Source organism: Pseudoalteromonas sp. XMcav11-Q (genome assembly GCF_040104525.1).
GTDB lineage: Bacteria > Pseudomonadota > Gammaproteobacteria > Enterobacterales > Alteromonadaceae > Pseudoalteromonas.
Genome location: NZ_JBECOX010000005.1, coordinates 59,039 through 73,307, shown reverse-complemented (window position 1 = coordinate 73,307; position 14,269 = coordinate 59,039). Strand labels below are relative to the sequence as shown.

Below are 14,269 nucleotides of genomic sequence, written 5' to 3'. Positions count from 1 at the left end.
CAAAGTAATTAAATTTTAGTTTGACGTAATAAAATTTATTACTTAAGCTTCGTTTCGTTAGTTTCAGACAGACAAAGACGAATATAACATGAGTAACCAATTAATTTTATCTCTCGCATCGCCTATTTTGACGTATGACGAATACGCTAGGCTGCAAGGTCAAAAGGTCAAGGATGTGGTTAATGCTGTAGCAAATGGACGCTTACCCACATACACCCCGCCGTGCGCACCTCACGAGAATCCTGCTCGTGTCAAAAAATATATCAACATGGTTGCATTATATGCAGAGGCAGCCAAAGCCGCGAATTTAGAATTTCAAGTTCAAGGGTAGGGCTAGCCATGCTTAACGAACGCCAATTGACGACTTTTGAAAAAACATTCCCCGCACAATCAGCGGTAAATGCTGTTGCTGATATCAGACCTGATACCAGTGCTGCGGCTATTCTTGCTCGCGCTAAATTGCCGAACAAAGAACGTTTAGCAGAATCAAAACTCGATAGTCACCAATTGCGTTCAGAGATTTTGCACACCCATAGTAACTTGGCGGTCATGCTTGCTAATGGCTATTTAGTTACCGAAAAATTCTTTGGTTACGCTGAAGCACGCAAACGCTTATTAGAGGCCGATAGGGTGCTCACTTTAGGTGGTATTAATCTCAGTGTTTCTGATGATGAGCTATGCGAAATCGCAGAAGACAAAGCGCGTTTATTCGAATTGCGTGTTAAGCGCAATCAGCCTACCTACAAATTCTACAAACAGCTTTGTAATGACTTCCGTGTGTACTGTATTGAACCACCCACGTTTGATGATGACTACTTTACGTTATCACCCGCTGAACGCTCGAAACTTCCTCCAGCTTATCGCCAAGGCGTAATGAATCAATTGAAAGGTGCGCTAAATCGCATGGCTTGCCCACTTTGGTGGCGTCGTCGTTTACGTACTAAACAAGCATTGGTTATCGAGCAATTAGCCCGTGATATGCGCACCGTACATAAGAAGTCCTCACCTTATGTCAGTGAATTTACCATTCGCAGCAAGCGCGAACGTAACGCCAAATCAGACGCGATAATGAATGATTTGTATGTTGTACCAAATGATGCCAATCCCTTTGATGAATTTGAATCATTGAAAGACGTTGCTGCTAAAAGCTCAACGTCTGGTAAACAGCTAGCCGCTGAACTTATGGTGCGCATTCGCGGCTTTGAAGAATGTTCAAAGACACTCGGCCACCGTGGAGAGTTTTACACTATCACCGCGCCTAGTCGTTTTCACTCAGTACACGCAAGCGGCATTCCTAACCGCAAATATAACGGCTCAACACCCAACGATGCGCAGAACTATTTCAATGACCTATGGAAACGTGCAAGGGCATTGTTCGCTAAGGCTGATATTCGCCCTTATGGCTTTCGTGTTGTAGAGCCTCATCATGACGGCTGTCCACACTGGCACATGCTGCTGTTTATGGAAAAAGGTCAAGCAATCAAGGCTCGTAAAATCCTCAAGTCTTTGGCACTTGAAGACACACCAAGTGAAGTCCGTACATCATCAACCCGTTTTAAGGCAATCAGCATTGACCCCAAAAAGGGCAGTGCTGCGGGGTATATCGCCAAATACATCACCAAAGCTGTTAACGGTGAACACATCAATCAAGTGACTTGCTCTGAAGCGGGGAAAATCTCAATCGCTCCCGCTGATGCAGCCGAACGCGCATCTACATGGGCGAGTACTTTTAATATCAGACGTTTTCAGCAAATCGGTGGCCCGAGTGTGACCACATGGCGCGAACTTAGACGCCTTGGCATGGGTGAAAGCGGCAAATGTGAGGTTGCAAACTCTATGAACACAAACTTAGACACGGTTTCCCGTTACGCCCTTGAGAAAGTAAGAGCTGCGGCCGACGCTTCCGATTGGGCGGCTTTTTGTCTTGCCATGGGTGGTGTGCAGGTTAAACGTAAAGACCAAGCCGTGCGCATTCACTATCAAATCCCTGACATCGTTGACCAAATCACAGGGGAGATCAGCCGCAGTGAATCTAATAGCCCGTACTTCACCACCAAATATGGCGATATGCCAGCCAAGCGTATTTTAGGCGTTGCATGGGATTCGGTTGTGGTCATTACCCGTCGCGGTACGAACCAAGTCTTGACTGAAAAAGATATTCAATCACAGCGCAAGATAATGCTAGGAGTATCTGAATCTATCCAGAACTGGGTAGACGATGGCCGCTTTGAACAACCAAGCGTTGAAGAAATGCAGTTCCTAGAATCCTGCGCAATCGAAGACTATCAGAACATGTGTTTGTTTATGGATTACGAGGCACTTTCTGTAGTCGGTAGCGACGAAGTCGCCTTGGACTTGTGTCATTAACTGTAACCCTAAGGAATTCACATGCAACACAGCAGATTAAACGACCTACTACGGTCACAACATCAACTTATTGAAGACTATTCAAAGGAGCAATAACCATGGCCAGTATTGAAGGTGCAATCACAGACTTACAACGTGTCAACCGTACGGACGACAAAGGCGCACCGTTGCCTGAAACCGCTGAATTTAAATTTCACACTAAAAGCCCCGCGAGCATTTGGACGGTAAAGGTCACGAATGACCAAATGGCTAACGGCACATTTTCGCAGCTAGAAAAACTCCAATCCGACCCGAATGGGTGGGGTTTAAAACCTGTGCTACTCAACCTTGAATATTACGAGGGTGCAAACGTCGCACGCCAAATGGAATGGAAAGGCTTCCGCTTGAACTCGATCGCAACACAGCAAGCGAAGTAAGGGGTAAATCATGGCTACTTGCGTACAGCTCGAATATGGCGAACTCAAACCAACGCCACAATCCATAGATGATTGCACGGGCTTTGTACTGCTTGAGCCTAACGAATATCAACAATTTCTGCTTGGTTCAAGTCTCTTTGACCCAAGCGCAATTACCCAAGCTGATGCCCAGATGCTTTTCATGGCTGGCTTCAGTTTGGTCATTCTTTGTTACTTAGTCTCTTGGGGCTATGGAACAGTAATCAACTGGTTTCGGCCAGAACACGACAAACCATAAAACACACACATTAAGGAGAACATTATGGACTTTTCAGGTATCACAGGCGCAGTTGACTCAGCAACAATCGTGGCGGCAATCACTGCAATTGCAGCAGTTAAAATCGCACCGGGCGTTGCTAAGTGGGGTTATAACAAGGTAATCGGCTGGTTCCGCTAACCAACACGCCAAGTCTACAAAGCCCCTCATTACGCGGGGCTTTTTTGATCTAAACACAGAGGATTTACAAATGATATGGGGATTATGGTATGCGTCACTGGGTATCGCCTGCGCGGTTGCAGTCATTCGCGGCTTCGAATCTGAATAGGTTCGCACGGTCATTGTGGCGGTTAGCATGCTACATGCTGCGCCATCCATTAAAAACAGCATGGTTTATCGTTCGCCTGTGGTTGGTGTTGCTGTTAGGTTCAATTTGCGCGTTTGGGGTAATGGCCGCAACGGATTTAGCGACTAAATATGATGTTGGTGACGCTAAAGGTCCAAAAGTTGAAACTATCAGCGAGTATCAGTGTGACACATCGTCAACATCCATTTCAGAGGGAGAGACCGCAGGAGAAGCATGTCGTGGTGTTTGGAGTAGTTTAGCTGACGCATATGGCGCCAGTCGTTGTCATTTCAATTACGAATGGGTTAGTGACTATGAAGTAAGGGGCGTTCAGGGTGTTGAAAACTGGAAGGGAGACTGCGAACTTCGCGAGTATAGCCAGCGATTTAGTGCAAACCACGTTAGAACCATTGAGGATAGTGTTACATGCCCACCTGACGCATTCCCTCGTCACACTGCCAAATTATCAATTAGCATGCGTGATGGTATTTGGGTGCTTGATGGTGAAGCCGAAGAAATGTGCTACCGCCGATTGCAACCGAATGAAGTCCCTGAAGAACCAAAAAAATGCAGTGATTTGGTATCTAATGATGCGGGTTTCTACTCCGTTACTACGTCTAATGATAAGTATCCTGATAGCTCAAAGTTACGCTGTGTTGAGAACGGGCGCAAACCTGACGGCTCAATGGCCTATTGTGAGGTGACCGCCAATGTATGGATTAACGAGCAACAATCTGATTCACATACAATGTGGTCGCCAGTTAATGGGACGACATTCACAGGTGCGAGCTGTGGCAACGCATCCAGCCCGAATCCAGAGCCTGAATATGAGGATAAATTTTGCACCGCAACGAGAGACGGCGATATATTCAAAGTGGATTGCCCAGATAGCGCTATCGCAATCAACTGGAATCAGGTTCGTATGTTGGCCGAATCCAGCGCGCTCGATAATCAGCGCATATCCGCTATAGAGGCGTCCTTCATATCACAAACCAAACTCAATGAATTAATTCAATCAGGCACATTAAAAGGTGACCAAGGCGAAAAGGGCGAGAAAGGGGAAAAGGGAGAGCAAGGGGAGCGCGGTATAAAGGGCGAAAAGGGCCAAGATGGTGTAGACGGTGTAGACGGTGTAGATGGTGTAGATGGTGAAAAAGGCGAGAAAGGCGAAAAGGGTGAGTCTGGCACTGATGGCCTAAAAGGTGAAAAAGGAGAACGAGGGGAGAAAGGTGAATCAGGAACGGACGGCCTAAAAGGTGAAAAAGGTGATAAGGGTGACAAAGGCGAAAAGGGCGCTGATGGTGTTGATGGTGAGAACGGCAAAGACTGCTCTGTTATTGCCACGCCTGATGGGGCGAGTATCGTTTGTGCTGAGACCTCAGCGACGTTAGAAAATGGCAAGTCATGCACTACCGTAGCAGGTCCTAAAAAGGGCGATGCTAAAATTATTTGTGAGGATGGCACTGAAACCGATATCAATGGTGTTGACGAAGACGGCATTATTGCTGCTATTGGTGAGACCAACAAAGAGCTGAAAAAACAAACTGAACTACTCACCAAAATGGCCGAGTATGACGGTGAAAAACCAACGCTAGATTTAGAAACCAAGCCCGATGCGTGGACTGAAATCGCGGAATTTGATTGGGAAGAAGAGAATTTTGGGACGGTGCTTGAAGAACACGTTACCGAAATGAAAAAAGAACCCATCTTCGAGGCCGTCAACGGCTTTTTCCAAACCTCATTTGGTGGTTCATGCCCTACATGGTCAACCAACGTTCGAGTCTTAGACGCATCTTTCGAGGTATCAATTGACCAATTTTGTAGTCCTGTGGTTCAGGATATTTTACCGCTCATTCGAGCAATTCTAATGCTGTGCGCAGCGTTCTTTGCATGGAGGATAGCAATTGAATGATTTTATAGATTGGCTAATCGCCACATGGCAAGCACTGGTTGAATGGTTTTATGGTGTCTGCCTCTTTGTAATTAATGCCATGATGTGGCTGTCATTACAGGTATTTTCTCTGATTTTAGAGGGCTTCAGGCATGTGTTTTCAATGATAGAGCCACCTGATTTTATCCAAGGCGGGATTAGCGGTTTTTCTAGCGCTATCCCTAATGATGTCGCGTATTTGCTCGGGGTAACGGGGTTTGCTGATGCGCTGGCGATTATCGGCCTTGGCTATACATTCCGACTCACCCGAAAATTATTAACACTATTCCAGTGGTAAGGACACAGCAATGATTATTTTCCATGAGGGTTTGCCAGGCTCTGGCAAAAGTTACGAAGCCATTGTTAAGCACATTATTCCCAACCTCGAAAGAGGTCGTAAAGTGTATGCTCGACTCAATGGCTTTAACTACGACAAAGTATCCGAGCTGACAGGTAAGACGGTCGATGAGCTTAAAGAACTCTATACCGAAATTACTGAAGAGCAAGTTACTGAGGTCTATAGTCACGTGGAAAATGATTCATTGCTGGTTATCGACGAGCTACAAAACTTTTTTCCGTCTGGGCGTCAAAAGCTCAGTGATGAAATGACCAAGTTTATTGCCGAACACCGCCATAAAGGGATGGACATTGTGTGTATGGGTCAAGCACTGGCCGATTGCCACACAACATGGAAGCGACGGGTTGAGCGCAAAATCACGTTTCTAAAATTATCTATGGTCGGACTCGATAAAAAGTACAAATGGGAAATGTACCAAGGCATGTTATCGGGTGAAAAAAGCGATGTGGTGTTTAAGAAAATCAAATCGGGCACGGACACCTACGACCCTAAATATTTTGGCTCATACCTTAGTCACCAACAAGACACCAATAACAAAGACGTCTATCAAGACGATAGGGTAAATCTGTTTAAGTCAAAGAGCTTTAAGCTTTATTTGCCGTTATTCATCGGTATTTTTGCTTACGCCATTTACTATCTATCGAGTTTGTTTAGTGGTGAAACACAAATCGTTGATGACAAATCCAAACAGGCCAGTGAGCAAACGACGCCAAGAACCGACACAACATCGACCGAGACGAATACCAATCAGGCAACACCCAAACCTAAACGGGTCAATATATCGAGTGACCCAAAACAACGAATGCGTGAACTCATACAAACAAACCGCGCTTACGTTACGTATTCGGAAATCTACAAAGGCCAAATTGTTGAGCTAACACTGGTCGTTGAAACCGAATCCAAACAGCTCATTGATAGGTTTAATCGCAACGAACTATTGATGCTCGGGTATCGATTGCGAAACACAGAAATAGGTATCGAGGCATACATTGGGGAAACGTTAGCGGCCATTTTTAGGTATAAACCGATGGGCGATATATTCAATCAAATCCCTGATGATGCTGCATCGAAGTTGTACTCAGAGTAACGGCTAACGGAAGCGCCCAAAAAAGCGCAATTCAGCTTGTCTGAATTTCGCTTTTGGCGCTTCCCAACCGAACACCACAAACCAATTCACGCTACATCAACAAGGGCAACATACATAGCCCGTCACTGGTGACACATGAAAACACGTAATCAACGTTATGAACAAAAGCAAAAGGATAGGGGGCTTAACAAGGTTACGCTTTGGGTTCCCTGCCAATCAGAGGTCGAAATCAGACAAATGGTCGAATTCCTAACCGAGAACCCCGACCATATCCCATACATGGCAAGGAGCTTAAAAACTGGCAAGATGCGAAAGATCACCTAAACCACCACACCAAACAAAACCTATTCATGGAAGTCAAAGCTAAGGGGATTATTAAGGGGCGTGCCCCTTGATGGTTAACGCAAGCACACTCCGTTTTTACCTGTTCACAAAACTTGCCATGCGCGCAGAAAAAATATTTTTGAACTATGGCAATGTACCGCCCTGATGAACAAATTGCGGACTTTCAAAAAACAAATGTGGTCACGATGTGGACACTTTGCTTCAGGCGTAAAAAAACCAGTTAAAGAAAATCTCTCTAACTGGTTGATTTAAAACGCTAAAATTTGGTGGAGCTGGGGGGATTTGAACCCCCGTCCGGAAAGCGTCGACCTTCGGTCCTACATGTTTAGTATCGTCTTTTGGTTAACCTTTAAATCTCGGACGAACACGATAAGTAAAGGCGAGGCCGCTTAGTTTTAGCCCTTCAACCCCGGCCAGGGTTTCCGTAGCGATCTTGTGTAGGGTGACACTCCAGAACCAGATCCACAAGAATATCATGGAGGAGTGCTAGCGGGCTATTATGCCGCTAGAGCGTAGTTATCGTCGTTTGCGATTACTTTAAATACGGCTTTTTTACGAGGCCAGCCGCACCTCGACATGCACCTTAGGCTTCTTGAATCCCGTCGAATCCTAATCAGCCCCTGAATAAATTCAGTACTGTTAGTGTCTATACATCTAACTATGTCTCGCATTATACATAGGATTAATGTCATTACAATGGCTTATCATGCCATTTGCTGATGATTTAACGAAGCAGAGGCGTGTTTGATTAATTACTCACCGATTGTTGAACAAGACCGTAAGTGTTGAATATATGCGACTAAGCACTTGCAAAGAATCGTCCTTTGCCACCATATTGATAGTTCTCTAAAGTATTGAGCAGCTTTTCAGAAAATTGAATTTCTGTTTCTGAACGGCCACTCCGGCGGGCCTCTCTTAAGCTGGCTTTTTGTATGGCGATAACGTCGATTTTTTCATTCTCGGCTTGTGAAATGTCGGCAGGAGAGGGGAGTCCACTCCTCTGACTTAGACCTTGCTCAACAGCAAAATAATGTAAAGAAAGCGAAGCATGCTGCCCTAAATCCAATATTCCTTCGTCATACAGCGCTTTGGATGCTTGAGAAAGCTCTTTTTTGGTGATGTGGGTAAAGTCGAATTGCGCTTCTTTGGTATGGCTATCTGTTGCCTCTGACGCTGGCAAAACGCTTCCCTTCGCTTCATTTTCGATTGATTGCGCGCGTCGCACCTGAGCCTGAGCCTGATTATATAGCATTGCTTGGTGTTGAACTTTCATTTAGCAAATCCTTCTGAAATATGTATAACAACTTCAGCAAGGTTTATGCCCAAAAGTGGCTCAACAAACCTAGGATATTGGTTTGGTTTAATATTATGGGTTTAAATCTATGTACGTAGAGGGAGCAGTTGGGCATATAGCCCGTAGCAGCGACTTTACGTCGCGAATCTTTTAGGTTAGATATCTTTAATTGGCTTTACAGTTCCTATCGCGGGATAAACCCGCTGCTACGAGGCTGGCGTAGCTGTGACTTTACGTCGCAAATCTCTTAGATTAGATATCTTTAATTGGTTTTACAGTTTTAGGCCGTACACATTGATCCGCCCATGAAGCGCTTCGGCCGTCCAACTCGTAGCAGCGACTTTATGTCGCGAATCTATTTTGTCTCAAGACGGGTTTCAACCTATTAGACAGGGTATCTCCAAACAAAAAAACCAATCTATCCGTGAGAAAAAACGGATAGGTCTCAATCCCCTATGTGTGCGGGGTGTAACTTAATGTTCTCGTGAAGCGTGGTTCCCAATTCGAGGTCTCAATCCCCTATGTGTGCGGGGTGTAACAACAACACTCAGTTAACTTAACGTCCATTGCGCGGTCTCAATCCCCTATGTGTGCGGGGTGTAACTATCAACGGCACCGTGGTATCAGGGGAAACGTATGTCTCAATCCCCTATGTGTGCGGGGTGTAACTGTAGTTACGCAAGAAGTTAATAACTTTATCGATGTCTCAATCCCCTATGTGTGCGGGGTGTAACTGCCAGCGCCAAAGCGACTATTTTTAAAGAGCGAATCAGCGGTTTTCCGCTAGATATGGTCATTGTACTGCTATTTTTGATCTTGTGCCACGGGTCATTTTGTAAACTATAAGGTATTCACCAAGTTAACTTGCCGCTAGCTGTGTGGAGTTTTGATGAGAACCTCAGGCTAGCGATAAAGTAAGATCAAAGGCTGGATCATACACGCATTGTTGAGGGGGAGGGGGCATAACTCGTAGCAGCGACTTTACGTCGCGAATCTTTTAGATTAGATATCTTTAATTGGTTTTACAGTTCCTATCGCGGGATAAACCCGCTGCTACGGGGCTGGTGTTGCTATGACTTTACGTCGCGACTCTTTTAACTTGCTTGGTTTGAGGAGGTGAGGGCGATGCCTGATGGAACCAGCTACAGGGATGTATTACCACTCAGTTTTAAATGTTGGAATAAACTAAAAAGCTTTCCAGTTTTAGGCCGTGCACATTGATTCATCCATGAAGCGCTAACCGCTTCGGCCGTCCAAGTCGTAGCAGCGACTTTACGTCGCGACTCTTTTAACTTGCTTGTTTTGAGGAGGTGAGGGCGATGCCTGATGGAACCAGCTACAGGGATGTATTACGGCTCAGCTTTAAATCGCTGTATAAACTAAAAAGCTTTCCAGTTTTAGGCCGTGCACATTGATTCGTCCATGAAGCGCTAACCGCTTCGGCCGTCCAAGGCCTCAGTTTCAACCCTAGCCAAGCTGCGAGCACTCGCTTGTCTCGAGACGGGTTTCAGCCTATTAAACGGGGTATCTCCAAACACACCAGAGTGGAGTATGAATGAGAAAATGCAATTGTCTTAATCCCCTATTAAACGGGGTATCTCCGAACAGTCAAGTGGCTGCCAAAGGTGTCTATGTTTATGAGTCTTAATCCCCTGTTAAACGGGGTATCTCCGAACTCTATTCACCCTGGCTGTAATGCTGATCTTGACGTCTTAATCCCCTATTAAACGGGGTATCTCCAAACAGACCTTTCTAACACTGACGTTTTGATGGTTCGGTCTTAATCCCCTATTAAACGGGGTGTCTCCAAACCAAATAAATCGTTCATGGTGATGAATGCAAAATGTCTTAATCCCCTATTAAACGGGGTGTCTCCAAACCTTCTGGCAATGCCAGAAGGCTACCTTTTTATAAGTCTTAATCCCCTATTAAACGGGGTGTCTCCAAACGGGCTATCATTATAGCCCCCATTATGAGGATTATAAGTCTTAATCCCCTATTAAACGGGGGGTCTCCAAACTACAAAAGCTTAACTTCCAAGAAACTGAAGAACGTCTTAATCCCCTATTAAACGGGGGGTCTCCAAACCCTTGCAGTGTTGACGCCTTGTGTGGCGTGGCCTGCAGCGGTGGATAATACATAGTTTTACCAGAGTTATTAAAATAGTCAATAGCTACTGACATTTGTGCGATTTAGCTTACGGGCTATTGCATAAAACCGATAAAGTTCAATGGCTTCAGAACTTGCGGTTTTTAGCGTTTTTGTCTGTTCCGATGAGTTTGTCATATTACGTCATGGGTACAGTGATAATGTGATGTTTTTAAAGAGCAAAATCGATTACAGTCCACAGCTTATAACGTGAGCAAGTTTTATGTGGTCGAATTTTGTGGATAACAGCAAGTGTAGTGCATTAGAAGGTAAAAAGCGTGTAAACCTTTTATTCTTTTTGGTTATGTTGACTGGTCTTTAATAACTCAAATATAGCTCGTTGTGTGTGCTTTTAGGCCAACTAAATACTTGTACACAGTGTAAAATAGGGACTTGTATACAATCTTGCTAACCTACTGAAGTTTCAATGCTTATTGTTATGTCAGTAGGCTCGGGTTAGCGGCCAACTACTATCCTAACTAAAACGCACGTGCTAGTTAAGTACTTGCGCCGGAATGTGTTGAGCGTGATGCTAAGGTAGGTGGTTATGGATTGGCTTGCACTTGCTTGATACCTGCACTGTAGTTGTTTACGACCTTGTCATTGTTTATGTACTGCATAGCGCAATTGTTGTGTAGGGTCGCAAGGCTACCACCAATGCTGGCGGTAACTTGACCACCGGTTACATCCACCCGAATTTTCTTTTCGTCATGGCACTGCAATCGCGCTAGATCAATCTCATAGTCAAAGGCATCATAGTATTGGCGCATATTGTCTTTGTTAACGGCTTCTTTATGGATGGTAACAATAAAATTGTTTTCGGGGGCATGAGGATCTTGTCCGTATTGGGCGAGCCAGCGTTGATAAATATGAATTTGCTTCACCTCGTCATACATGTGCTCTCTTAGTTGCTCACTTGGAACGAGCACGGCTTGCTGTAATCCACCTATATTTGCTTTGAGTGCGCGCAGGGTTTGTTGCCAGTTCAGGCGATAATTATCGAGCATGGTAATATCTTTTTGCAATGTGCCACTAAATTGGGCTTTTTCAATCCAATGTACTTGTTGCTGCTCATCAACTTGCCTTTGGTATAACGTAAACACACCGCCATGCTCACGTATTTGATAGCCAAACGAGATGGGCGACACTGCCATAATTAGGATCTCGGCTTTGGGTAGGTCATTGGTGCTAGACAAGTCACGCACGCGGATATAATCAAAGGCTAAAAACGCGGTTAAGGTGCTAAATGCAAAAAAAGCGACAATGGCATAAACCAGCGCAGAGAGAATAAACTGCTCTTTGTTGTAAAAATAAAAAAAGCTCTGATCGCCAATCCAGGCTAGGCTGACAAGGGATAAGGTACCAGACAAAAAGACCCCCGCGTTTTTGCTTGAGATCTTTTGTTGGAAAAACTTGAGTCTATTACGGATCATGGCATTTCCTTAATATCATACTGGGTTACATTTGCATCGAGTGTTTCCATTTGCGTGTGCGTTAATTCTTTGCCTCTGAGCTCTTCTGGTAGAGTTAGGTTTAAATGAAAATAAAGTGCTCCTTTTTTGCAGCACTGCGCCGCTAGGTTAACGGGCAGGGTGCCATATACTTCATCTCCCGCTTGGATCTCGTTAATATTTAAATGGGTGATAAAACGGTCTATGTGAAGATGTTGCTTAGCCCATTGAATTGCACCACTATGGCGGCTGATAAAATAATTCATGATGAGATCACCTCTATTCGTTCAAGTGGTAGTGCGACTTTGTAGTACAAGCTATCTCTTCTGTTGTAGTTGACTTTATTAATGCCTAGCTGGTGTAGAAAAGATTGTCCTAGCTGCTTTGCTATGGCTTTGTTTAGTAGTGAGACTTTCTCTGTAAAAAAGGCGCTCGACATTCCTTGCCCTAAACTGTCTTTTTTAAATGCTGACGCTTTTAAGTCATCCATACTAAATTCGTCTTTGATAATACTGTTTAGCTCGGCAAAAGAGTCACCATACTCTTTACTTCTTTGTTTTGGGGAAACAACACTTCCACCTTGTTGTTCTTGCATGGTTAAAAACCACCAGTAAAAAGTTAATACAGAAGGAGGAAGTTCTACTATGTGGTTTTCAATTTGTAGTTGCCTGTTAAAAACATCAATAACCAATGTATATTTCTCATGGGCCAAATTTAAAATCTCTACGGCTTGCGTGTAGCTTGCTTGGCCGCTGAGCAGACTCTCTGGCAACTCTTGACGTAATCTAACAAATGGGATAAGCGCTAAGCTAACGTTGGCATCTTTAGCGTCTTCGGTGCGACCAAGTCGGGTGTGGATCGCTTTTGAGTAGGGGGTTGGGTAATAAAACTCGCTACTTTCAAATGGTTCGTCTACTAATACATGGCTTAAAGTATCTTGATGTCGGCCATATAAACTCATGGCGTATCCCAATAAAAAGGTCATGGTTTTTCTACCGCCAGCAATAGAGGCATGCACGGTTTGCTCTGGCTTTTCGGTTTCTTGTTGAACCTTTTGAGTAATAAAGTCGGCTAAGGCTTGATGTTCAAGCTCGGTTCTTGCGTCTTCTAGCTGATTTCCTTGGTTATCTTCAATCACAAAAATATTGTCTTGGGTAAAGGTAATCGAGGGCAAATTATAGTCATTGATGAGTTGCTGTAGCATCGGTGGTTGCCCGTCTTGGCCGAGCATCAGGTTAAGCCAAATTTCTTTTTTACCTCTTGTTGTGGTGATGACTTTGACTTCGTCTATGGGTTGTCCTTTTTTGTAAAAGGCATAAATGGATTCAGTGATCACCTGAGGTGACATGCCTGTAACGGCAAGCAGTGTGTGTTTCATTGCTATTCTTCCTCTGTTTGTTCAAATACCACAACGGCATGCTTTAGGGCATCTTGTATTTGTGCCCAGCTTTGTTGTTGCCACATATTTTTATCACCGGGCACGGCGATGTGAAGCACGATGCTGTGGTTGAACACGCCTTGCTGTTTTAATTCATTGTTACTTATGTGTATTTCAAATAATGCGTAGCTGCCGCTGAGTTTTTGGTCGTTATTGTAGGGGTTGGGTTTGTGGTTATTAATGATTCCTGCTTGCTCTGCCATGCTGGGCGCATTTAAGTAAGCACACACGCTTTGCGCTGTACCAAGCGGAGAGTTGAGGCAGTGCCCTTGATTGGTAAAGGTAATATGTTGCACGTTTTTAGTCGTATAAGAAAAGTCGCGGTGCTTTTCTGGTATGCCAAATTGACTAAGCAGGCCATGACGATATTGATGATAGGCAACAGGGCTTTGGAGGTCGCTCAGCTTGTAGGTTGGGCAGGTGTTGTAGTTGGCTGGGCAATCTTGCTTTTCTACTTGCTGTAAACTGCCCCAATACGTGAGTGCAGCTTGGGTAACATAATTACTAGGCTGGTGCGATTTGTTATCCACAAACCAAGATTTACGTGGAAACAGCGCACGTTTTAATGCATCCCAATGACTTAAAAAGACTTGGTGGCAAGGCGCGATTTGAGCACTGCATACTCTTGCTAAGTCAACTTGGTTTGGCCGATACGCTTTGCTTTTTTGGTATGGGTAACTGGTGCTTTCACAGCCGTTTATTAGCGCTACTAGCGCCAAGATTACATAACTTGTTTGTTTCATTATATCGCCTCCTGCTACTCAGTTTGACTAAGTTAGTTAACTCCATTTTGTGCTGAAATTAGGTTTCACAAGTTTGTGAAATCCCTCTCT

At 44.5% G+C, this 14,269-nt stretch carries 14 protein-coding genes, 1 other RNA gene and 2 CRISPR repeat arrays; of the genes, 9 read left to right on the top strand and 6 right to left on the bottom strand.

Annotated elements, in window-relative coordinates:
- The first annotated feature begins 88 nt into the window (after nucleotides 1-88).
- From ABMY45_RS09725 to ABMY45_RS09685, 9 genes are all read left to right on the top strand, one after another.
- Nucleotides 89-331: a DNA-binding protein gene (locus tag ABMY45_RS09725; RefSeq protein ID WP_239421429.1), complete on the top strand. Its 243-nt coding sequence runs from the start codon at nucleotides 89-91 to the stop codon at nucleotides 329-331.
- 8 nt (nucleotides 332-339) lie between these two features.
- On the top strand, nucleotides 340-2,367 hold the full coding sequence (locus ABMY45_RS09720) for a replication endonuclease (RefSeq protein ID WP_349288818.1): 2,028 nt from the start codon (nucleotides 340-342) through the stop codon (nucleotides 2,365-2,367).
- 98 nt (nucleotides 2,368-2,465) lie between these two features.
- Nucleotides 2,466-2,783 (top strand): hypothetical protein, encoded by a 318-nt coding sequence (locus ABMY45_RS09715; RefSeq protein ID WP_010377253.1) that lies wholly within the window; start codon nucleotides 2,466-2,468, stop codon nucleotides 2,781-2,783.
- A gap of 10 nt (nucleotides 2,784-2,793) precedes the next feature.
- Nucleotides 2,794-3,060, top strand: coding sequence for a hypothetical protein (locus ABMY45_RS09710; protein WP_239421431.1), 267 nt, complete (start codon nucleotides 2,794-2,796; stop codon nucleotides 3,058-3,060).
- A 24-nt stretch (nucleotides 3,061-3,084) separates the two neighbouring features.
- Nucleotides 3,085-3,219: a hypothetical protein gene (locus ABMY45_RS09705; protein WP_275440285.1), complete on the top strand. Its 135-nt coding sequence runs from the start codon at nucleotides 3,085-3,087 to the stop codon at nucleotides 3,217-3,219.
- A gap of 89 nt (nucleotides 3,220-3,308) precedes the next feature.
- On the top strand, nucleotides 3,309-5,297 hold the full coding sequence (locus tag ABMY45_RS09700; RefSeq protein ID WP_349288817.1) for a collagen-like protein: 1,989 nt from the start codon (nucleotides 3,309-3,311) through the stop codon (nucleotides 5,295-5,297).
- Nucleotides 5,290-5,613: a hypothetical protein gene (locus ABMY45_RS09695; RefSeq protein ID WP_349288816.1), complete on the top strand. Its 324-nt coding sequence runs from the start codon at nucleotides 5,290-5,292 to the stop codon at nucleotides 5,611-5,613. The genes ABMY45_RS09700 and ABMY45_RS09695 overlap by 8 nt, the downstream gene beginning before the upstream one ends.
- 10 nt (nucleotides 5,614-5,623) lie before the next feature.
- A complete protein-coding gene (locus tag ABMY45_RS09690; RefSeq protein WP_349288815.1) occupies nucleotides 5,624-6,760 on the top strand; it encodes a zonular occludens toxin domain-containing protein in 1,137 nt (378 codons plus the stop codon).
- 135 nt (nucleotides 6,761-6,895) lie between these two features.
- A complete protein-coding gene (locus tag ABMY45_RS09685; RefSeq protein ID WP_039495876.1) occupies nucleotides 6,896-7,084 on the top strand; it encodes a hypothetical protein in 189 nt (62 codons plus the stop codon).
- 285 nt (nucleotides 7,085-7,369) lie between these two features.
- Here ABMY45_RS09685 and ssrA read toward each other — a convergent pair.
- The 6 genes from ssrA to ABMY45_RS09655 form a co-directional block, all read right to left on the bottom strand.
- Nucleotides 7,370-7,726, bottom strand: a transfer-messenger RNA (tmRNA) gene (gene ssrA, locus ABMY45_RS09680).
- A gap of 178 nt (nucleotides 7,727-7,904) precedes the next feature.
- Nucleotides 7,905-8,378: a hypothetical protein gene (locus ABMY45_RS09675; protein ID WP_206471606.1), complete on the bottom strand. Its 474-nt coding sequence runs from the start codon at nucleotides 8,376-8,378 to the stop codon at nucleotides 7,905-7,907.
- Between the two features lie 463 nt (nucleotides 8,379-8,841).
- A CRISPR array of direct repeats spans nucleotides 8,842-9,134; the repeat unit is 32 nt; unit sequence GTCTCAATCCCCTATGTGTGCGGGGTGTAACT.
- Nucleotides 9,135-9,900: 766 nt separating this feature from the next.
- A CRISPR array of direct repeats spans nucleotides 9,901-10,477; the repeat unit is 24 nt; unit sequence GTCTTAATCCCCTATTAAACGGGG.
- A 615-nt stretch (nucleotides 10,478-11,092) separates the two neighbouring features.
- The gene (locus ABMY45_RS09670) at nucleotides 11,093-11,980 is read right to left on the bottom strand and encodes a hypothetical protein (RefSeq protein ID WP_174170979.1); all 888 of its coding nucleotides are present in this window, start codon (nucleotides 11,978-11,980) and stop codon (nucleotides 11,093-11,095) included.
- Nucleotides 11,977-12,264 carry a CRISPR-associated protein Csx16 gene (gene csx16 / locus ABMY45_RS09665; RefSeq protein WP_211868595.1) on the bottom strand — a complete coding sequence of 96 codons (288 nt, stop codon included), beginning with the start codon at nucleotides 12,262-12,264 and terminating at the stop codon, nucleotides 11,977-11,979. Before csx16 ends, ABMY45_RS09670 begins: the two co-directional genes overlap by 4 nt.
- Entirely contained in the window at nucleotides 12,261-13,376 is a 1,116-nt protein-coding gene (csm6, locus tag ABMY45_RS09660; RefSeq protein WP_174170978.1) for a CRISPR-associated ring nuclease Csm6, read from the bottom strand. The genes csx16 and csm6 overlap by 4 nt, the downstream gene beginning before the upstream one ends.
- A 2-nt stretch (nucleotides 13,377-13,378) precedes the next feature.
- Nucleotides 13,379-14,179 carry a hypothetical protein gene (locus ABMY45_RS09655; RefSeq protein ID WP_349288814.1) on the bottom strand — a complete coding sequence of 267 codons (801 nt, stop codon included), beginning with the start codon at nucleotides 14,177-14,179 and terminating at the stop codon, nucleotides 13,379-13,381.
- Nucleotides 14,180-14,269 lie beyond the last annotated feature (90 nt).

Coding starts and splice junctions, on each gene's coding strand:
- csx16 (WP_211868595.1), bottom strand. CDS start 12,264: ATGAATTATTTTATCAGCCGCCATAGTGGTGCAATTCAATGGGCTAAG.
- ABMY45_RS09670 (WP_174170979.1), bottom strand. CDS start 11,980: ATGATCCGTAATAGACTCAAGTTTTTCCAACAAAAGATCTCAAGCAAA.
- ABMY45_RS09690 (WP_349288815.1), top strand. CDS start 5,624: ATGATTATTTTCCATGAGGGTTTGCCAGGCTCTGGCAAAAGTTACGAA.
- ABMY45_RS09715 (WP_010377253.1), top strand. CDS start 2,466: ATGGCCAGTATTGAAGGTGCAATCACAGACTTACAACGTGTCAACCGT.
- ABMY45_RS09705 (WP_275440285.1), top strand. CDS start 3,085: ATGGACTTTTCAGGTATCACAGGCGCAGTTGACTCAGCAACAATCGTG.
- ABMY45_RS09675 (WP_206471606.1), bottom strand. CDS start 8,378: ATGAAAGTTCAACACCAAGCAATGCTATATAATCAGGCTCAGGCTCAG.
- ABMY45_RS09720 (WP_349288818.1), top strand. CDS start 340: ATGCTTAACGAACGCCAATTGACGACTTTTGAAAAAACATTCCCCGCA.
- ABMY45_RS09685 (WP_039495876.1), top strand. CDS start 6,896: ATGAAAACACGTAATCAACGTTATGAACAAAAGCAAAAGGATAGGGGG.
- ABMY45_RS09700 (WP_349288817.1), top strand. CDS start 3,309: ATGCGTCACTGGGTATCGCCTGCGCGGTTGCAGTCATTCGCGGCTTCG.
- ABMY45_RS09655 (WP_349288814.1), bottom strand. CDS start 14,179: ATGAAACAAACAAGTTATGTAATCTTGGCGCTAGTAGCGCTAATAAAC.
- csm6 (WP_174170978.1), bottom strand. CDS start 13,376: ATGAAACACACACTGCTTGCCGTTACAGGCATGTCACCTCAGGTGATC.
- ABMY45_RS09710 (WP_239421431.1), top strand. CDS start 2,794: ATGGCTACTTGCGTACAGCTCGAATATGGCGAACTCAAACCAACGCCA.
- ABMY45_RS09725 (WP_239421429.1), top strand. CDS start 89: ATGAGTAACCAATTAATTTTATCTCTCGCATCGCCTATTTTGACGTAT.